The sequence below is a fragment of the Flavivirga abyssicola genome, assembly GCF_030540775.2.
Classification (GTDB): domain Bacteria; phylum Bacteroidota; class Bacteroidia; order Flavobacteriales; family Flavobacteriaceae; genus Flavivirga; species Flavivirga abyssicola.
Genome location: NZ_CP141266.1, coordinates 824,067 through 844,799, shown reverse-complemented (window position 1 = coordinate 844,799; position 20,733 = coordinate 824,067). Strand labels below are relative to the sequence as shown.

Genomic DNA, 20,733 nt, shown 5'->3' with positions numbered 1-20,733 from the left:
TGTGGAATGGTTATAAATTAACTAGTATTCAAATGTTTACGGTTTTTGTTAAAATAATTCCTACAAAATTTACTATATTTAAACTCTCCCTTTTAAATACTAAATTAATAGAAGAATATTGATGTCAACTAATTTGATATTGGTTATTTATGCTTTATAATTTGGAAATAAATTTATATGATAAATAAAATTAAACACTTAAAAAATCTTGCTGTTTTTAAGAATTTTAATTGGGACGCGGAAGTTAAAAATGAAAGTGATGAAGTTATTGAGTTCAAAAAATTAATATAGTTTATGGCAGAAACAAAATTTTAAAAACAAACAAACTAGTATGAAACAGAAACATCTAATTTTGTCCTTAATATTCTTTCATTCATTATACTGTGTAGCACAAAACGATTTTTACAGTACAAATTCTGATTTTCAATTTGGCATAGGTGCTAAAGTAAATATAGAGTTCAGCCATAAATTTAGTCCTGCGTTCAAAGTTAGTCTAACAGGTGGTGTAGGATATAATACAGATAGAATAAGAATATTTCCTTCAATCCATACAGGGATTTTATTTTTTAACAAAGGTAGTGTTGGAGCAGATCAAAGTAAAAAATGGTATAGAATACAGTCTCACTTTTATACCAGCGCTCAACTCACAGGTCAATTAGATAAAAGAGATTTTGACTTTGCGCTAAGAAGTGTTCCTTTATATCATTTCTCTGAATTTAATGCAAACCCATTACAAAACCCATATAAGTCATCTATAAGTTATGGTGCAAACTGGATTTTTGTACAAAACAAAAAGTCTCAACGTACAGGTTTCTTTAATCTTAATATAGCAGGACGTGCCCAAATTAGTTATTATAATGATGGCGGTCCTATTTTAAAAATAGCAGGAGATAAAAGAGATAGATATTATACAGGAGGTGTAATAATTTCTTATCACGGTAATAATGAAGATCAGATTAATTTAATCGAATTAAGCTATCATAAATACACTGGTTATCAAGAGTATGCTTTTGATGTAGCTGATAAGCTGCAAATAGACTTCCTTAACTATAACGATGAAAATCAATTTTCATACAATCAACAAAGATGGAAACTAAATATTTCTAATATCAAAAATGGATTTGGTGGGAGCATTTCCCTTTATAACAGAAACAGTATAGATTTACAAGATTTCTTACATTTTAACACAAATGTTCCTTATCATCCTGATTACTACAGAGGTTATAGATGGATGTTTGGTGGAAGGTATGAATACAATCAAATAATATTATCACAATGAGAAAAATAATACTATTCATAGTTACATTAATAATTATTTCGTCTTGCGGTTCAGGACTATATAAAACTACTCAACTTAACTTAGACAAAGAAGGTGTGTTATTGAAAGCTTATAATTTAGATGAATTTGATATTTATACATACAATATATGTGAAGAAGCAACCAAAGAAACAAACAATAAGCGTTTTTCAAATTGTCAAGAAAACTTTTATGATATAGCAGAAAATGATACTATTTTAAAAGTAGAGGAAGTATATCTTTTAAGACATAGACAATCAGATGTCATTATATACCTCACTACTTTTTCAGATAAGTATATAGAGCATAAAAAAGGATTTCTCAATGATCGATCAATTTATGAAAATAAAATTATTCTTAATAAGGTGGAGTATGCATATATTGGTAAGATTGACACTACCTTAAATTGGATTCACTTCCCTAATCAAAATGATGGTCAGGATATTATTTTACACTATGCCAAAAACAGTTTTCCTGAGTCTATAAAGCTTATAGAAGCTAATATCGCTACGGCTGAAAACAATTATACAACAGATGAAAAAATAGATCTAGATAAAGTATTTAGACAATCTGTTATATACAAAAAGAGGGATTACGAAGTTAAATTTTTTGGAAAGAAAATAGGTAGCTCATCATCTTATCTACCTAAATGCTTAAATATTATATCTAGACAAGGAAAAGTAGAAGTGGTTTTCGGATGTAGTAATTCTGATGCATTATTCTTTAAAATAACCAATAGGAAAATTAGATACAATACTAATTTCTTTATTATACCATAGTTAAAACGGTATAATAAAGAAAGTTATTTTATTTATGTTTTCTCCTTAAATATATTCCTACAAAATTTACTATATTTAAACCCTCCCTAATTAGTTAATAGCAAATTACAATTCTATATTATTCTATAATCAAATTTTGATATGCCTAATTATGGTAAATACTAAAAAAATTATTGGATTAATTTTAATAATCCTAACAACTTATTCCTGCAAAGTTTACAAGAAAGTTTATCTACCTTCACAAAATGGAATTCAAGGATATCATGGGACTAACCAAACCATAAAACATCAAATGGCATTAACGAACGCTCAAAGACTCGAAGTCTATCAAGCCGAAAAGGCTTTCATTAAAAATGGAGATGACCTAGGATGGGGTTTAGCTATGTCTGGTGGAGGCATCCGTTCAGCAACCTATAACTTTGGAGCTTTAAAAGCTTTGTACGATTTAGGTCTGTTTCAAAAAATGCAAATTATTTCAAGCGTATCTGGAGGAAGCTATATGTCTTATGGGCTTTACACTAATTACGAAAATCATAAAAACAAAGAAAAGCCATTTGGCTATTACAGTTTCAGTGATAGCGTATTTCTTCAAGAAACATGCTCCAAACAAAGTCTAGGAAATTTTGTTATAAACGGTAAATATGCATTAGCCATAATGAGTCCACCCAAATTAGCCTTTAATATTTATAAAAAAGAAATCCAGCGTGGCTATGGTCATAAATTGCCACTATCATATAAAATTAATAGTCTAAACCCTGAAATAAAAAGGGGAGATGCGCCCTATTTTATAATTAACACCACCTTGGCTGCAAAAAAAGAATCTGATTGGCTTAATCGAGTGGTCGAGTTCACACCAGCATATTTTGGAAATCCAGAAATAGGTTTTACTAAATGGAATAATAACAATACTCTAGATTGGAGTGAAGCAACAACTACATCGGCAGCAGCTCTAAAATTTAAACTCCTTAATAAGGTGCCATACAATGGTTCGGCTATCTCTAAAAACTATCTCGCTTTATCCGACGGTGGTCATTCTGAAAATCTAGCTGCTATTGGTCTCATTCGTCGTGGCGTAAAAAACATAATCATTATAGATGCTGAACATAATAAGAACTATAGTTTCGATGGATATCTTATACTCAAACACAAATTACAAAAAGAGCTAAATCTAAATCTAGACATTAAAGCTATAGACGACTTTTTAATTCAAAGAGAAGTTGACCCTAAAACCATCCTAAAAACAGCTGTGCATAAAGGCACAATAAGTAGTATACCATTAGAAGGAGCTAAACAAGAATTATTAACCATAAATATTTATTATGTAAAAATGTCAATGCCGCAAAACATGCTAGCACAACGCAGAGATAAAGGCAAGGTTAATGGTGGAGCTATTGCAGACTCAGTATTTAAAAATACTACCTGTGTAAAAAGAAATGAAAAAAGAAAATGCAAAAACTATAACTGCAGTCCATTAGCTAATTACATAACACCAGACATAAACAATCTAGCACTATATTGGGTAAACTCCTATGCTACCTTTTTAAATAATAAAAAGAAATGGAAACGTATAGGTTATACCTTCCCACATACCACAACCGCTGACCAAAGCTTTTACCGAGACCAACTAGCTGCCTTCATTGGTTTGGGATATTTACAGGCTTTAGAGTTAGAAGAAATGGTGCTGAAATAATTTTTATGTGATGCCGTAGGAGTCAAGTGGAATGGGAATATTCTTTTTAATTTTCAATCAAATATGGAATTCCGTAAGCATATACTTCTTGTTTTTTACCTTTAATCATTTGAATTTTTCACATTATTAAGCTTATGTCTACAACAAATACACAACGAGAATTAATAGATTTTTTATGGGACTGGACAAATCCACTTGGAAGCTGGAGTAAGCTGTTGGTGGAATTAGTAACCAATAAACAATCATCTCTAGACCATAATGAACGTAAACAAGTATTCGATTACTTCATACAAGATATTGGGTTTGTTCATGATGTACCACTTCCTCCATTAACAATAATAAAGCCTAGTTTTACACCACCTTCAAAAGAAGTAGTTTTAACAAAGCTGTCAGAAATTAAAGGAGTAAATAAATTAGCTGAAGACCAAATCATGGAATTTAGTCAAAATATTACGGTTGTATATGGGAATAACGGCGTTGGAAAGACGGGTTATAGTCGTATTTTAAAATCACAAGGTTATAGCTTTGATATTAATATTGATATTCTATCAAATGTTCATGAAAATCAAACGAACCAAAGTGGTCGATTAGATTTTAATTCTGATGGAAGTTCTTTTTATCTTAATTGGCAAGGTGGTCGTGAAGAATCAGAACTTAACGCGGTATCTGTGTTTAATAGTGATTGTGTAAATATCTCGCTTTCTAATACTCGTGAATTATTAGTAACACCTAAAGGCTTTTATTTATTTACGCTTGTAACGAACGAACTTGCTGCACTAACTTATCTATTAAATGAACAATATTCGTTGTACCCTATTATTTTACAATGGAAAGATCAGTTGCATGAATCTACATCACAAAAAATCTATATAGATACCTTAACACATAATTCAGATAAAAATGTACTAAACGAATTATCTACATTTACAGATGGTAACCAAACAACATTAACCAAAAAGGAAGAGGAATTAAAAAATTTAAATAAAGCCACATTAGAAGTAAAGCTTAAAAGTATTAACCTCATGCTTACAGAACTAACTTTGGTAACGAGTATAGTTAAGCATACACAAACCAATCTTACTAAAGCAGACTGGGATGCCATTATTACCTATAATGTAACTCTTAAGATATTAAAAGCTAAAACCAAACTTGGGATTGCAGGATTGGCAGAAACCTATGGATTAGAACAATTTGATACTGATACTTTTTCAAATTTCTTAAAATCGGCTGATGCATATATTAAATTACTTGCTAAAGAAAATTATCCAAATAATGTAGATGCCACGTGTGTGTATTGCAAACAAGATTTACAAAATGAACAAGCTAAAAAACTGGTAGAGAATTACAGTAAGATTTTAAATGATACTACTGAAACTGAAATCACAAAATATATAAAACTAAAAAAGGAAATTATTGAACGTGTTAATTTAGTTGCTGAGACTGTTTTATTTCATCAACCAATATTTGGCGTTTTGGAAGATAGTAGAATTGAACAACCACAAAGTATAATTGATTTTAATAAAAAAGTTAAATTATTTAAAGACCATATCGTAAATAATACCGTCAATGAAAATCTACCTTTCGATGTAAATTATGTAGCGATAATCCAGTTTCTTGAAACAAAACAAACAGAACTTACCACAGCAAGAGATGGAATTATTAAAGCATTAGAAAATCTATTACCAACTGAAACTAAGCTTAAAGCAGAAATAGCAGAATTGAAAGATAGAAAGCTACTTTCCGTTAATAAGCAAGAAATACTTACTGTTATTACTAACTTATTATCTCGTAAACTAATAGATGACAATAGGTCTCAGTTTAATACCACTTCATTAAGTCATAAAACGTCACAAGCCCGTGAAGAATTGGTTGCCCAAGATTTTCAGCAAAAGTTTACTGCCGAATTAACAGGATTTAGAAAACAACACCTAGGTGTTAGTCTTGGTTTCTTTTCACAACAAGGAAGCTCTCGTATAAGGCAGAACGTAGCTAGTTACGATATAAACAAGGTACTGAGTGAAGGTGAACAAAAAACCATTGCCCTTTGTGAATTCTTAACTGAATTACAATTAGATACAACCGTTGCTCCAGTAGTATTTGATGACCCTGTGAATTCACTCGACCATCTTATCATCCAAGATGTGGCAAAGCGATTAGTTGATTTATCAAAAGAACGACAAGTAATTGTATTTACTCACAACGTTATTTTTTTTAATGCGTTTTTTGGTTTACAAGGTCATGCCTTGTATAAAGGTAATACTAATTTTAAATTTTATGAAGTAAAAAGCACCACTCAAAAAACAGGAATTCTTTATGATGGAGCTCCAATAAATAGCTTAAGTACATATAGAGGCAAGGTGAGTTCTATTTGTAATAATGGAGTTGGTGATAGAGATGAAAATGAAGTTGCTGCAGAAGGTTATGCGCATTTGAGAACAAGTTTAGAACTTTTGGTTTCTGATAGTATATTTAAAAAAATTGTAGGGCGCTATCGAAACAATATTATGATGACATTATTTCCCGCTGTTAAGGGGGATAAGATAGAAGAACATAAGGCAGAAATAGACACTTTGTTTGGAAGAGCTAGTGGTTATATTAAAGCACATAGTCATCCAGAAGAACAACATGCTCCTCCATCTATGAATGATTTGAAAGCAGATTTTGAAAGGTTTAAGGTGATTGAAGCAGATTTTAAGTAATTAAGTAACGGACTTTTACTCAGATACTCAGATGAAGTTTTGGTAAAATGACCTGATAAAATTCTGGCTAAAACAATATGAGAGAAATGTGTGATTTGATAAGTTATAAAATAATCAAAGTTCAATTAGAAACTAACACATTCTGGGATATTTTACATAACATAGAATTATAGCTATCTAATGATATGAAATACATTTGTACTATAATGTTCTGCGTTATGTAACTTTGCTTGGGTAAAAAGCTTTTATCAATAACTACTTTTTTTGATTTTTTTCTCTTAAAATGTTTCTTTAAAAATGTAATGGAATACGCTTTGCCCGAAGCGACGATAGGAGTGAAGTGGGAATGTGTATGGAATGGGTTATTAGTTAAAGTGTTATAAAGGAAGTTTAAACCAACTTTTTAATTCTTTTAATAGTATTTAGTATCCCTAAAGTAATAATGCTACAACCGATAATTAATTCTAGCCACCAAAAGAAATCATTATTTCTAAAAAGAATTATAGATATTCTAAGCATTAGATAAGCCATTAATAAATAATTAATTATAGTTTTATTCTTTTCTTTTATGGCAAAATAAATAAGGTTGCTAAGTATTAACAATACACTAATTATAATCATTTCTGCATTGTAAGGCCAGTGTATTACACGCATTAGTATGGCTATAATTAAAATAGTGCTAAGTATCCAACCAAAAAGCCCAGGATATTGTTTTTTAATTAATGAGCTTTCTATAAAACATATAATTACCAATAAAAACAATTTTATATTGGTTTTAGGAATCATACTAAAATTTATAGTATCAGTTTGTATTACACTAAACAATATGGTATTTACCAAACTTGGTATATAAACCAAGCTAAAAAGAATCGTAATAATTAGTATATATGTGTTTCTAGACAATCTTTAATTTTTAAGATTTCTAATTTAAGCAATTAACAACAATAAAAATGAATTGATTTTAGTTTATAAAGCAATTTTATATAATGTCAGATTATAATATTGAAAATGAATTATAATTATTCTTATGTGAAATAGTATCCTTTACAATAAATCATCACCTTAAAAATAAGAAAGAATCTATTTCAAAGCTTCTTTATAAACTTTTAAACACCGTTCACGAGCCAATTTGTGGTCAACTAAAGGTCTTGGATAGGTGAATTCTTGAAATTCCGGTACCCATTTCCTAATATAGTTTAAGTCCTTATCAAATTTCTGTATTTGAGAAGTGGGATTAAAAATGCGGAAATAAGGTGCTGCATCGGTACCACAACCAGCAACCCATTGCCAATTACCAATATTACTTGACATTTCGTAATCCAATAGTTTTTTAGCAAAATAGGCTTCTCCCCATCGCCAATCGATAAGCAGGTGCTTGCATAAAAAACTAGCAACCACCATACGCACACGATTATGCATGTTGCCTGTAGTATTTAGTTCACGCATCCCAGCATCAACAAGGGGGTACCCGGTTTCTCCTTGGCACCACAGTTGAAATTCTTGTTCATCATTACGCCAAATGATTCGATCATACTTAGCTTTAAAAGCTTTTGTTACAGTATCTGGATAATGCCACAAGATCTGCATAAAAAATTCGCGCCAGATCAGTTCTTTTAAAAAAGTGGTATTAGATTGCTTATAGGCTAATAGCACAATATCTCGAATACTTACAGTGCCAAAACGTAAATGTACCCCAAGTTTTGAAGTACTATCCAAGGCAGGAAAGTTTCGCTTGCTTTCATAACTATTTATAAATGTTGAATTTAAGATATAACCATTTACTTTTATTGAAGAAGCTTTAAAACCAATATCCTGAAGCGATAGAAAAGATAAATCTTGATTCTTTACAAAGTTTTCTAAATGCTTTTCAGAAGGGTAATTTTGAATCCCTTGATTTTTTAAAGCTTCCAACCATTTTTTTGAATAAGGCGTATACACTTTGTAGGGTGTGCCATCTTGTTTTACAATCTCATTTCGTTCAAAAATAACCTGATCTTTAAAGGTTGCAAATTTGACACCTTCAGAAGTTAAAAGCGTTTCAATTTGCTGATCGCGTTGTAAAGCATAAGGTTCATAATCACGATTTGTATAAACCGACTTTATATGATATTCAGAAATTAACTGTTTATAAATAGCTTCGGGTTTTCCATAATAGATGGCTAAACTACTTCCGTATGCTTTTAGTTTGGTATTGATTTTTTCTAATTGTTCATGAATAAACGAGACACGCGCATCGTCCAGATCTAATGTTTCAAGAATATCAGAATCCAAAATAAAAATAGGCAACACAGGGGTTCTCGATGATAATGCTTTGTATAAACCAGCATTATCATGAAGTCTTAAATCTCTTCTGAACCAGAAAACAGAAACGGTTTGTTTTTTCATTTAATTAATATTCAAAGTTGAGAGCCCACCATCAACACCTATAATTTGACCTGTAATCCATGAACTTTTTTCACTCAATAAAAATGTGGCAATATAGGCTATATCGTGAGACTCACCCACACGTTTTAGCGGATGACGACTTCCCATGGCTTCTTTCTTTTTATCGTTATTTAGCAGTCTACCTGCCAATGGTGTGTTTATTAAAGAAGGCGCTATAACATTTATCCTTACTTTGGGAGCATACTCAGCTGCCATAGATTTGGCAAAACCTTCAATAGCACCTTTAGCAGCAGCGACACTTGTATGAAATGGCATGCCAGTTCCTACGGCGATGGTGCTAAAAAACACCATACTGGAGGTGCTAGACATTCTAGATATAATGGTTTTTACGACTTTAACTAAACTAAAGAAATTTACATGCATATCCGACTCAAAAGTATCTAAAGGCATCATTTTAAACGGTTTTAAATTAATGGTCCCTGGACAATAGACGAAACCATCTAAACTTTCAGGTAGCATAGAAGTATCCAATTCATCTTTAGTAGCATCAAATGGGATATGAGTAATATTTGGATGTGATAAGGATTCATTAGTACGTGATGCCACAAATAATATGTGGTCTTCTTGCAATTTATTAACAATAGAAGCTCCAATACCTCGTGTTCCCCCAATAAGTAATATATGTTTCATCTAAAAAGATTTTAAGGTAAGTTCATTCGGAATAGATTCTAATTTACCAAAGAGCTTTGTTAGTTTTTTTTCTCTATAATTAAAAATTTGTTTTAGCTGTTTTTTTACAATTATGGGGTGAGCTAATTGACCAAACAAACCAAAAGGTACTTTGTAATCAATAATATCTTCCATTTCAATTCCTCCTCCGTCAATATCTTTTATAAAATGTTTGTGATGCCATAAAGCGTAAGGTCCAAATCGTTGTTCATCAACAAAATACTCCCCTTCTTTAACATGTGTAATTTCTGTGATCCATTTCGTTGTGTATCCGGGAAAAGGTGATACTTTATATTGTATAATTTGTCCAGGAAACATAGGCCTATCTGCTCCAGATAGGATGTGAAATCTCATGTGTTCTGGCGTTATGACTTTAAGGTTTTCTGGATTGGATAGAAACTCCCATGCTTTTTGCTTCGAAATGGGAAATGCTTGCTTAGAATGTAATTGATAGAGTTTCATACGTTAATTTAATTCAGAGACTAGTTTCTCAATTTTCTTAAAAATTTTATCTGCTTCAACATATTTTTCATCGCTCATTTTTCTATTCACTGTAGATAGTTTATGAGCTTCTTTTAGTAGCTTTCTATGTGTGTCATTAAGCTTTTGAAGGGGTGATTTTCTTTTAAAAAAATTAAACATATTGTTTCTGTTTTAATTATACAAAAGGATGTAAAGATTTAAAGATGTTGCAACACAAAGCCAAATGGCATAGGGAGCAACAAGTAGACTTTTAATTTTGAGAGTATTAAAAAATGCAATCAAAAAATAAAAAACTAGAAAACTAAGCAGAATTAAATTTATAAAGCCTAAAGTGATAAGGTGCTGATTGAAAAATATAAAGTTCCAACTAATGTTTAATAAAAATTGTACTGCGAATAATCCCCATATTCTGTTTGATGTTAAGGTGTCATATAGAAAAGCCATATAAACAGAAAAGCAGACCATAATAGTTGTCCATGCAGTTCCAAATACCCACCCAGGAGGCGTCCATGGTGCTTTATTTAATTCCATATACCATTCTGTAAGTGGGCCATTTTCCATGAGTAAACGCCCTATACCCAATGCTCCAAAATTGATGAAGAGGAAAATAAAGAATAAGCCTATTTTTTTCATTTTTAAAAATTTAATAATTACAATCAGGCAGCAATTTTATTTATCATACCGTTAAAAATAAAACCATGAAATGGTAAAACGGCATACCAGTATAATCGTCCCCAGATTCCTTTAGGTCTAAAAGTAGCCTTCTGGATAAGGGTGTTGTTAATAATTCTAAATTCTAACCATGCTTCACCTGGTAGGCGCATTTCAGCGAACAATAAGAGTCGCTTTTCTTCATTATTGGCATAAAGCACACGCCAAAAATCCAAAGCATCTCCAGTTTGTAATTCAATAGGATGTCTTCTGCCACGTCGTAAGCCAATACCACCTACAGCTTTATCGATTAAACCTCTTATTTTCCAAAGTATCGTACCATAATACCAACCATTTTGTCCGCCAATAGCCCAAATACGTTTAATAGTTTGTATTTCACTTTTAACCGCTCTTTTTTTAATATCCTTGAAGCAGCCAAACTGGGGAACCTCTATATATTGTGAGAGTTTTTTATCAAACCGTCCACTTATTAAAGAGTCTTTCCAACTAGACACAATACTATTTTGTTCTGTTTTTTGAAAGGCTTTTTGTACTGCTTGTTTATAATCTATAGGATCTACATTAAGTAATTGATTAATATTACTAGGTTTACCAATAACTTCAACTTTCATACTATCTACTAGAGAAATAGCTAGTTTGTACGATGTTGATGTTATAAAAAACAACCAATAAGAAGATAGTTTTGGTGTCATCACAGGAACAGTTAAAATATGCCTTTTTAATTTTCTAACACGAGCAAACTGCATCATCATTTGTTTATAGGACAAAATATCTGGTCCGACTATATCAAAAGACCTATTTTTAACTTCAGGATGAAGCATGGCTTTCGATAAGAAAGCAAGAACATCTCGTATTGCTATGGGTTGACATTTTGTATTTACCCATTTAGGAGTAACCATTATAGGAAGTTTTTCAACGAGATCGCGTATAATTTCAAAAGAAGCACTGCCACTGCCAACAATGATTCCTGCTCTAAAGGTAGTGAGATCATATATAGACGATTGCAATAACTGCTCTACTTTATATCTGGATTGTAAATGTTTGGACAACTGATTGTCGTTAACAATGCCACTGAGGTATATTACTTGCTTGGCCTTGGTTTGTTCTAAACGCTTTTTAAAATTTAAAGCACATTGTTTTTCTAAGCATTCAAATTCTTCAACACTGGAAGACATCGAGTGTATTAAATAATAGCCTAAATCAATGTCTTCAGGAATTTTGTTTAAGCGCTCTTCTTTAAGAAAATCGACTTCGATAATAGAAACCTTCGTGTGATTTCTCAATGTTTGTGGTACTCGATTTATATCCCTAACACAGCATATTAGATCATGGTCGAGTTCTAATAATATTGGAATGAGTCGCTTACCAATATATCCTGTAGTGCCTGTAACTAATATTTTCATGTTTGGTTTAAATACCTGTTTATATTACAAATATAGTGATAAATATTATTTTGTTTAACATTTTTATTAAATGATTAAACATTTTATATCTTTGTAGTGCAAATAACAAATTTTTTATTGATGCGTATTTTAATATTAATTTCTATATCTCTCTGGACTATGAACATATCATCACAACATATCTATGTCTTTAATAAAAATAGTGAACTTAGCTCATGGCATGTTGTAAATGATGGTGTTATGGGAGGATTATCAAGTTCTGAGTTTAATATTTCGGATGACCATTTTGGTGTTTTTGAAGGTGAGGTATCTATTGAAAATAATAGAGGTTTTGCCATGATGCAGCATCATTGTAATATGAGTGATGTGAAAAATTATTCAAAAATTGTATTGAAAATTAAAGAAGATGGTAAAACATATCAATTTAGAATAAAGGATCGTAGAGATCATTATTATTCTTATGTTCAAAATTTTGATACATCAATTAAAAAGCAAACTATAAAATTAAAACTATGTGATTTTAAACCATCATTTCGAGGAAGAAAATTAAATATACCGCCTTATCAAAAAGATACCATCGAGCAAATTGCCATTCTGATTGGTAATAAAAAAGAAGCACATTTTAGGCTAGAAATTAACGAAATACTTTTACGTTAAATGTTTTAAAGTCAGGAGTTAATGCCATTTGAATTAAAAATTATTATGTTATTATAAATTTAATTAATAGTATTACTATTGATTTTTAATAGTAATACTATTATATTTGTATCGTTATGAATGCAATATCTGTACATATTAATATTAATTCAGGTCTTTATAAAAAGGATCCTGAATCTTCCGATCTTGGTAAGCGTATCGTTTCCAAGAGTATAGAAATGATTCATAAAATAGGATTTGAAGATTTTACTTTTAAAAAGCTGGGTGTTGAAATAACATCAAATGAAAGCTCTATATATCGTTATTTTGAGAGCAAACACATGCTTCTTGTTTATCTTATAAATTGGTATTGGAGTTGGTTGGAATACAGACTGGCATATAAAATTCAAAATATAGAATCTCCAAAAGATAAGTTAGAAATTGCTATAAATTTACTTGTTCAAGAAGTTATAGATGACAATGATTTTTCGAGTATAAATGAAGTGTTATTACATAAAATAATAGTTGACGAATCATCCAAAGCGTACCATACTAAATCGGTTGATGCTGAAAATGAAAAAGGCTATTTTAAATGCTATAAGCGTGTTGTACAACGTGTAAGTGAATTGGTTCTTGAATGTAACCCTGATTTTGAATTTCCACACATGTTGATTTCAACTGTCATAGAAGGCGCGCATCAACAACGCTATTTTTCACAGCACTTACCATCATTAACGGATTTTGAAAAAGGTAAGAACAATATCGTTAGGTTTTATACAAATTTGGTATTTAAAACATTAAGTATTTCATGAGTTTGAGATTTCAAACATATAAACCCTTATATATTTTAATAGCTACGGTGATGTCTTTCTACTTTGTAGCGCAATTATCTATTCAAAATTATTTAACAGAATCAAATACAGAGGTAGTTTCATTGAAAAAAGAAGCTGCAGAAGATTCAGAAAAGAAAGATACTATTGAAGAATTAAAAGAGGATTATAAAAAACTCTATACACCATTCACATATAATTTATGGTCTATAAATATAGATGAGAACTTCGTCTATTATGCTGAAAAGGATAGTATGATAGTTAATTTCGAAGTTTTGATTCCACCCCCAGAACAGGTATAACTTCCCTTTTAGTATGTAAGTCACATTAGTTTGTGCAATACACTGTATACATTCAACATTATTTTCAATTAAAACAGTACAGCTATTAGTTGTTACTCTTTAGTATTATTTACTTACATGGAACAAAAACAATTAACTCCTTGGAGGAGGTTTACAGGCTTATTACAGCTTGATAAAAAAGACATAAGACAAATTTTTTATTATGCCATTTTTGCTGGTATAGTAGCTTTATCCTTACCGTTGGGCATTCAGGCAATCATCAATTTTATTCAAGGAGCACAAGTTTCTACTTCATGGATTATATTAGTGATTTTGGTAACATTAGGTGTTGCTTTTCAAGGCGTATTACAATTAATGCAAATTAGAATTCTTGAAAATATTCAGCAAAAGATCTTTACAAGATCATCTTTTGAGTTTGCTTATAGGTTTCCTAAGGTAAAGATGAGTGAACTGCGAAATTTTTATCCGCCAGAGTTGGCCAATAGGTTTTTTGATACGTTGACGGTTCAAAAAGGATTATCCAAAATTTTAATTGATTTTCCAGCAGCATTATTACAAATAATCTTTGGATTGTTGTTACTGTCATTTTATCACCCGTTCTTCATTATATATGGTATACTGCTTATCGTTTTAGTTTATATTCTTTTTAAATCAACAGCTAGAAAGGGGCTTGAAACCAGTCTTTTGGAGTCAAAAAGTAAATATAAGGTGGCGCATTGGATACAGGAAATTGCGAGGTCTTTAATTAGTTTTAAGTTATCAGGTAATAGCGAACTAGCTATGCAGAGAAACGACAATTTAACCGCTCAGTATTTATCAGCAAGAGAAAGTCATTTCAAAATATTGTTGACACAATTTATTCAAATGATAGGGTTTAAAGTGCTTGTAACTTCTGGGTTGTTACTTATAGGAGGCTTACTGGTGCTAAACCAACAAATGAATATTGGACAATTTGTTGCTGCCGAGATTATTATTCTGCTTTTAATCAGTTCTGTTGAAAAAGTAATTACAGGATTGGAGTCTTTTTATGATGTATTAACTTCTTTAGAAAAAATAGGGCAGGTAGTAGATAAAGAATTAGAACCCCAAGAAGGTATAGATCCATTTGAGAACAAAAGTAGCCTTACACTTGAATTGGATGACTTAAAGTATAATTCTCCAGAAGGTCAGGAAATCCTAAAGGGGATTAATTTTACGATATCTACAAAAGATAGAATTCATTTGGATGGATCTTCAGGTTCAGGTAAAACAACATTGCTTAAAATAATTTCAGGTTTAATAGAGCCAACAAGAGGCGATTTATATATAAACGATGTGTCTATAAAAGCAGTATGGGCAAATCGCTATAGGGCCTTTATAGGGCAGGTGTTACCAGATCAGACCCCTTTTGAGGGGACTATACTTGAGAATATAACATTTGGGGCACATGATGTTTCACAAGAACGATTGCATAATGTACTAAAACAAGTGGGTTTGTTAGACTTTATAAAGACTCAACCAAAAGGCTTAATGACTACGATGCATCCTGAGGGTCAGCAAATTCCGTTTACTGTTTCTAAGCGTATCTTATTGGCAAGAGCCATTATTCAAGATCCCAAATTATTAATACTTAAAGACCCATTAGAGCATTTTGAAGAAGAAGAAGCTAATCGGATTATTGATTATTTACTTTCACCAGAAAGAGGTTGGGTACTCATTATTTCCAGTAGAAACCCTTCATGGAAGGACAAGTGTACCAAAAGTATGAAATTGGAAAAAGGCGTATTAATAAATAAAGACCATACAGATGCTTAATATATCTCACAACCAAATAAATAAAAAGGTCACCTTAGAAGGTTATCAATCTCATAGAAAGGTATTTCAACGAAAGCATTATAAACTATTTAACAGGCTGTTAGGTGGGTTTTCTATTGCTGTTCTGATCATCTTGTTTTTACCCTGGACTCAAAATGTTACAGCCGATGGGTATGTAACCACATTGACTCCAGACCAAAGACCCCAAACGATACAATCTCCCATACCAGGAAGAATTGAGCAATGGTATGTAAGAGAGGGGGATTTTGTTAATAAAGGAGATACCATACTTCGTATTTCTGAAATTAAAACAGAATATCAAGATCCAAAATTGGTAGAACGAACAAAACTTCAGCGTGATGCAAAAAGTAATTCGGTACAATCTTATAAAGGAAAGGTAGGGGCACTGACAAACCAGATAGATGCTATTATTAGAGAAAGAAGTTTAAAACTTTCACAAGCTGAAAATAAGTTAAAGCAATCTTATTTAAAGGTAAAAAGTGATAGTATAGATTTAGAAGCAGCCAAGACAAATTATAAAATCGCTAATACACAGTTAAATCGTATTATTACGCTTCAAGAAGAAGGTTTAAAACCGATGACTGCTGTTGAAGAGAAGCGATTAAAAATGCAGGAAACACAGGCAAAATTGATTTCGCAGGAAAATAAGTTGATGTCAAGTAAAAATGATGTATTGAATGCTAGAATAGAAATTAATAGAGTGACAGCAGAATATGCAGATAAGCTTGCCAAAACGAATAGTGAAAAATTTACAGCACAATCTAATCAGTTTGAAGCTGAAGCACAAACTTCGAAATTAGAAAATCAGACATCCAATTACGAGCTTAGAAATGCGCTTTATTACATAACAGCTCCTCAGGATGGATATGTAAATAAAGCCATAAGGGCGGGTATTGGAGAAACATTTAAGGAAGGAGAGGCTTTGGTTGGCATCATGCCTGCTAATTATGATCTGGCAGTAGAAACCTTTGTAGAGCCTATAGATTTACCTCTGATACATAAAGGAGAACGGGTAAGAATTCAATTTGATGGATGGCCAGCTATCTTTTTTAGTGGATGGCCCAATGCGTCATTCGGAACTTTTGGTGGTCGGGTAGTAGCCGTAGAGACGTTTATTAGCGATAATGGAAAATTCAGAGTGCTTATTGCTCCTGATGAAAAAGAAAATAATTGGCCTCCAAACGTTCGTGTTGGTTCCGGAGCTTATACCATAGCCTTATTAGAAAATGTACCAATCTGGTTTGAAGTATGGCGAAAATTAAATGGTTTCCCGCCTAATTATTATATACCAGCTCAGAATAAAACGAAGCCTAAAACCTCAAAAAAATAGGATTATGAAACTGTTTTTAAACTGTTGTATATTTTTTTTCAGTTTTGCTGTAATGGCGCAGGATATTTTAATCGATTCCTTGTCATTTCAAGAGTACATGGGATATGTAAAACAACATCACCCTTTAGTAAAGCAAGCAAATTTAACGTTGAATACAGGAGAAGCCAACCTTTTAAAAGCAAAAGGAGGATTCGATCCGAAGATTGAAGTTGATTTCAATCGAAAAAAATTCAAGAATACAGAATATTATAACGAACTAAATGCCACTTTTAAAGTACCAACTTGGTATGGTGTGGAATTCAAAGCCAATTTTGAGCAAAATTCAGGTGCTTTTTTGAGTCCAGATTTATCGGTTCCAGATGACGGTTTATATAGTGCAGGTGTCTCGATATCTTTAGCACAAGGCTTACTGATTAATGATAGAATGGCATCGCTTAAAAAAGCACGATTCTTTAGAGAACAATCAAAAGCCGATAGGGATTTATTGGTTAATAATGTATTATTTGAGGCTGGTATGGCTTACACTCAGTGGCTTGAAGCTGCTAATGAAGAGCGTATATTTTCTAGTTTTTTAACCAATGCTAATACACGTTTTTTTGCTGTAAAGCGTAGTTCAGAAACGGGCCAGGTGGCAGCCATAGACTCTGTAGAAGCAAAAATAGCTTTACAAAATAGGAAGTTAAGTTTTGAAGCAGCCAAGCTTAAACGTATTAAAGCAGCTTTAAAAGCAAGTAATTATCTATGGTTGCAAGGTATTCCATTAGAGATTGAAGAACATATTTTTCCCTCTAAACCTTCTATAGATGATTTAAATATGGCATTAATGATAAAACAAAGCCTAGTAGATTCTTTAGTCTTGGATAGTCATCCTAAATTAAGATCATTAGAAAACAAAATCAAGTCATTAAAAGTCGATAGAAATTTAAAAATGAATAAATTATTACCCAAACTCGACGTACAGTATAATTTTTTATCTGAAGACTATGAGCCATTGCAGCGTTTTAATACCGCAAATTATAAGGCATTTGTCAATTTTAGTGTTCCTATTTTTTTACGCAAAGAGCGAGGTGATTTAAAACTGGCCAAATTAAAATTGCAGGATGTAAATTATGAGAGAACATCACAAATGCTCACAATTAAAAATAAGATTAGTGCGATTAGTAACGAAATGACATCTCTTGATAAGCAGGAAGGTATTGTAAATAATGTTGTTGCTAATTATAAAGTACTACTAAAGGGCGAAGAACGTAAATTCTTTTTAGGAGAAAGTTCGTTATTTCTTATCAATTCCCGCGAACGGAGTTTGATAGATGCTCAATTAAAAGAAAATAGTATTATTATAAAACGTCTTGAATCCAGTATTCAGTTTTTTAATACGCTTGGAGTAAGTCCAATAGATCGTATTGAATAAACAATACTATTTCGCTGGAGGGCTTCAATTACTTTATAATTGAAAACGTTTTTAATGTCTCTAAGTTGATTGAAGTGGTGGACTAAATCAGTGGTATTATATCTACAAAATTTAAGTTTATTTTAGAATTAAAAGTAGGGATTTTTTAAACTTAGCTGTTTTAGTTATAGAATCTTTAACCTGATCATTTATTTATGAAGCTTACTTGTTGGAAAGACTATAGGTTTTACAAAATAATAGTACCAGTTATTATTTTGTTATCATTGGTTCATACGGTGGTTCATACGGTATGGATTTTATTTTATCTATAGTTCTGCAGATATACTCGATATTAATAATTAAATATTGATGAATGTAATATCAAAATTTCAGAATAAGTCAAGGGATATGTAAATAAGAAGTTATTTAACTCTATTAATCAAAGTTTTAAATTGGCTATTCCAGTTGTTTAATAAAAAAACATCAGTTTATATTTGAAAATAAATACCATAAGACCTAGGGTTTTTTAACGGTTTCTTATCTTTAGAAATAGAGATATCCGCTTACAAATTAAAACTGGGTAACATAAAAGTACACTAGGGAGCTCCTCTTTCTGTTGCCAAGGTTTTGTTTGTTAGTGGTTTGGCTTTACTGCATTTTAATACGATTTAAGTTTAGTTGGGAATTGTTTTGTTTCTTAGGGCTATTAAACCAAGAATAGGCCCCAATGCCAAGATCATATAAATTGTATTTGAGTCTGTTAATTCTTGGATTATATTTATCAGTTGAATACTAATTATAGTAATAGAAAATCCGATGCAATTAACAATTGTTAGTGCAGTTCCTTTAATTTCTGCTGGTGCATTTTGAGCAACCAATGTTGAAAATAAAGGGGAATCGGCAATGACCATCATGCCCCAAAAGATTAAAAAAGTGATGAATAAAAATTCATGATCAGTTACGAATATCAATGGAGAAGTTAGACAGCATAGACATGAAAAAAATAGCGCTAATGAAGCTGTTCTTTTTACACCAATGTATTGAGCAAAATAGCCTCCAAGGACACAAGCCAATCCACCCATTCCAATAATAAGAAAAGATAGTAGAGGTATATTGAAATAAATTTGAGGGTGTTTCACAATATAAGCTTTAAGAATAACAGGTACGAAAGCCCAAAAAGTATAAAGCTCCCACATATGACCAAAATAACCAAAGGCTGAAGTACGAAATTTTCGATTTTCAAATACTTTAAAACATGCAGATAAATTAAACTTCGAACTGGCTTTTCGGAAGGGGCCATCAGGCACCATCACCGCCATCAATAGCCCTCCAAGGACGGCAAGTAATGAAATGGCAATTATGACAGTTTTCCATGGTAAGGTATTCGAAATATTCTTGAGTAAATGAGGGAATGCTGTTCCCAGAACCAGAGCTCCAACTAAGAAACCTAAGGCTTTACCAAGCCCTTTCTCATAATAGTCTGCCGCTATTTTCATCCCCACTGGATAGATGCCTGCCAGAAAAAATCCTGTAAGGAATCGAAATAAGAGTATACTAGCTAAACTATTTTCATCCCATAATACTCCTAAATTAAAGATTGCGCCAAGTAATGCACTAACTAAAAATACTTTTGAAGGCGAGTACCGGTCTGCAATGGTTAATACAGCAAAAATCAGAGTACCTATTATAAATCCAAATTGTACAGATGAGGTCAGATGTCCCAAGGCGTTATTCGAAAGGTTGAAGTTTATAATCAGATCATTCATCACTCCATTTCCAGCAAACCAAAGCGAAGTACAGCAAAACTGTGAAATGATAATGATTGGTAGAATAAGTTTAGACCGTATCACTTAAATTATATTTCATTTACACCTATAGAGGAAGTTAGCAATTATTTAAATTTATCGTAATCAAGAATGGTTCACTAAATAGAAAAGATACTGTAATATAATAAATTTCGGATCACCAATTTGCTAATATTATGAAAATTGAAAAAGCCTGTTAAAATATCTTGTAAAACAAAAAATCCCGTAAACAAAATGTTTCGGGATTTTTTCGTGGTACCTCCAGTAGCACTGTATTGTATCCTTCTGTACACAAATGTGTATCTGCATGTACATTTTATGTTTGAAAATATTTTATTGCTTTACATGTATGATGCTATTCACTTACAAGTATTCAAGAGCATATTTAAGACTAACTCTAATTTTCAACTAATTTGAATAGTTTTACATAGTTAGTTTATCAATCTAATTAAGAATAAAAACAGAATAAGGGCAAACTGATTAAGAAA

Annotated in this window: 18 protein-coding genes; 10 read left to right on the top strand and 8 right to left on the bottom strand. The window is 31.6% G+C overall.

Features of this window, described 5'->3' with window-relative positions; translation table 11 throughout:
* Positions 1-331: 331 nt before the first annotated feature.
* From Q4Q34_RS03350 to Q4Q34_RS03335, 4 genes are all read left to right on the top strand, one after another.
* Positions 332-1,279, top strand: a complete 948-nt coding sequence (locus Q4Q34_RS03350; RefSeq protein WP_303316961.1) for a polymorphic toxin type 23 domain-containing protein — start codon at positions 332-334, stop codon at positions 1,277-1,279.
* Positions 1,276-2,076 carry a hypothetical protein gene (locus Q4Q34_RS03345; RefSeq protein ID WP_303316962.1) on the top strand — a complete coding sequence of 267 codons (801 nt, stop codon included), beginning with the start codon at positions 1,276-1,278 and terminating at the stop codon, positions 2,074-2,076. Before Q4Q34_RS03350 ends, Q4Q34_RS03345 begins: the two co-directional genes overlap by 4 nt.
* Positions 2,077-2,227: 151 nt before the next feature.
* Positions 2,228-3,766 (top strand): patatin-like phospholipase family protein, encoded by a 1,539-nt coding sequence (locus Q4Q34_RS03340; RefSeq protein ID WP_303316963.1) that lies wholly within the window; start codon positions 2,228-2,230, stop codon positions 3,764-3,766.
* 134 nt (positions 3,767-3,900) lie between these two features.
* The gene (locus Q4Q34_RS03335) at positions 3,901-6,465 is read left to right on the top strand and encodes an AAA family ATPase (RefSeq protein WP_303316964.1); all 2,565 of its coding nucleotides are present in this window, start codon (positions 3,901-3,903) and stop codon (positions 6,463-6,465) included.
* 390 nt (positions 6,466-6,855) lie between these two features.
* On the opposite strand, the gene Q4Q34_RS03330 is transcribed toward Q4Q34_RS03335, so the two are convergent.
* The 7 genes from Q4Q34_RS03330 to Q4Q34_RS03300 all read right to left on the bottom strand — a co-directional run bounded on the left by Q4Q34_RS03330 (position 6,856) and on the right by Q4Q34_RS03300 (position 12,137).
* Positions 6,856-7,368: a hypothetical protein gene (locus Q4Q34_RS03330; RefSeq protein WP_303316965.1), complete on the bottom strand. Its 513-nt coding sequence runs from the start codon at positions 7,366-7,368 to the stop codon at positions 6,856-6,858.
* A 177-nt stretch (positions 7,369-7,545) separates the two neighbouring features.
* Complete coding sequence (locus Q4Q34_RS03325) at positions 7,546-8,850, bottom strand: cryptochrome/photolyase family protein (protein ID WP_303316966.1); 1,305 nt, start codon at positions 8,848-8,850, stop codon at positions 7,546-7,548.
* Complete coding sequence (locus Q4Q34_RS03320) at positions 8,851-9,540, bottom strand: SDR family NAD(P)-dependent oxidoreductase (protein ID WP_303316967.1); 690 nt, start codon at positions 9,538-9,540, stop codon at positions 8,851-8,853.
* The gene (locus tag Q4Q34_RS03315; RefSeq protein WP_303316968.1) at positions 9,541-10,041 is read right to left on the bottom strand and encodes an SRPBCC family protein; all 501 of its coding nucleotides are present in this window, start codon (positions 10,039-10,041) and stop codon (positions 9,541-9,543) included. It lies immediately after the preceding gene.
* A 3-nt stretch (positions 10,042-10,044) separates the two neighbouring features.
* Positions 10,045-10,221: a Lacal_2735 family protein gene (locus Q4Q34_RS03310; RefSeq protein ID WP_135878814.1), complete on the bottom strand. Its 177-nt coding sequence runs from the start codon at positions 10,219-10,221 to the stop codon at positions 10,045-10,047.
* Positions 10,222-10,233: 12 nt separating this feature from the next.
* On the bottom strand, positions 10,234-10,695 hold the full coding sequence (locus Q4Q34_RS03305) for a TspO/MBR family protein (protein WP_303316969.1): 462 nt from the start codon (positions 10,693-10,695) through the stop codon (positions 10,234-10,236).
* 23 nt (positions 10,696-10,718) lie between these two features.
* Positions 10,719-12,137, bottom strand: coding sequence for an SDR family oxidoreductase (locus Q4Q34_RS03300; RefSeq protein ID WP_303316970.1), 1,419 nt, complete (start codon positions 12,135-12,137; stop codon positions 10,719-10,721).
* A gap of 159 nt (positions 12,138-12,296) precedes the next feature.
* On the opposite strand from Q4Q34_RS03300, the gene Q4Q34_RS03295 reads away from it, so the two are divergent.
* The 6 genes from Q4Q34_RS03295 (at position 12,297) to Q4Q34_RS03270 (ending at position 18,461) form a co-directional block, all read left to right on the top strand.
* Positions 12,297-12,794 (top strand): CIA30 family protein, encoded by a 498-nt coding sequence (locus tag Q4Q34_RS03295; RefSeq protein WP_303316971.1) that lies wholly within the window; start codon positions 12,297-12,299, stop codon positions 12,792-12,794.
* A gap of 116 nt (positions 12,795-12,910) precedes the next feature.
* Positions 12,911-13,585 carry a TetR/AcrR family transcriptional regulator gene (locus Q4Q34_RS03290; protein ID WP_303316972.1) on the top strand — a complete coding sequence of 225 codons (675 nt, stop codon included), beginning with the start codon at positions 12,911-12,913 and terminating at the stop codon, positions 13,583-13,585.
* Positions 13,582-13,905 carry a hypothetical protein gene (locus Q4Q34_RS03285; RefSeq protein ID WP_303316973.1) on the top strand — a complete coding sequence of 108 codons (324 nt, stop codon included), beginning with the start codon at positions 13,582-13,584 and terminating at the stop codon, positions 13,903-13,905. Before Q4Q34_RS03290 ends, Q4Q34_RS03285 begins: the two co-directional genes overlap by 4 nt.
* 117 nt (positions 13,906-14,022) lie before the next feature.
* On the top strand, positions 14,023-15,699 hold the full coding sequence (locus Q4Q34_RS03280; RefSeq protein ID WP_303316974.1) for a peptidase domain-containing ABC transporter: 1,677 nt from the start codon (positions 14,023-14,025) through the stop codon (positions 15,697-15,699).
* Complete coding sequence (locus Q4Q34_RS03275) at positions 15,692-17,050, top strand: HlyD family secretion protein (protein ID WP_303316975.1); 1,359 nt, start codon at positions 15,692-15,694, stop codon at positions 17,048-17,050. The genes Q4Q34_RS03280 and Q4Q34_RS03275 overlap by 8 nt, the downstream gene beginning before the upstream one ends.
* Before the next feature lie 4 nt (positions 17,051-17,054).
* Positions 17,055-18,461, top strand: coding sequence for a TolC family protein (locus Q4Q34_RS03270; RefSeq protein WP_303316976.1), 1,407 nt, complete (start codon positions 17,055-17,057; stop codon positions 18,459-18,461).
* 653 nt (positions 18,462-19,114) lie between these two features.
* Here Q4Q34_RS03270 and Q4Q34_RS03265 read toward each other — a convergent pair.
* On the bottom strand, positions 19,115-20,290 hold the full coding sequence (locus tag Q4Q34_RS03265; protein WP_303316977.1) for an MFS transporter: 1,176 nt from the start codon (positions 20,288-20,290) through the stop codon (positions 19,115-19,117).
* Positions 20,291-20,733 lie beyond the last annotated feature (443 nt).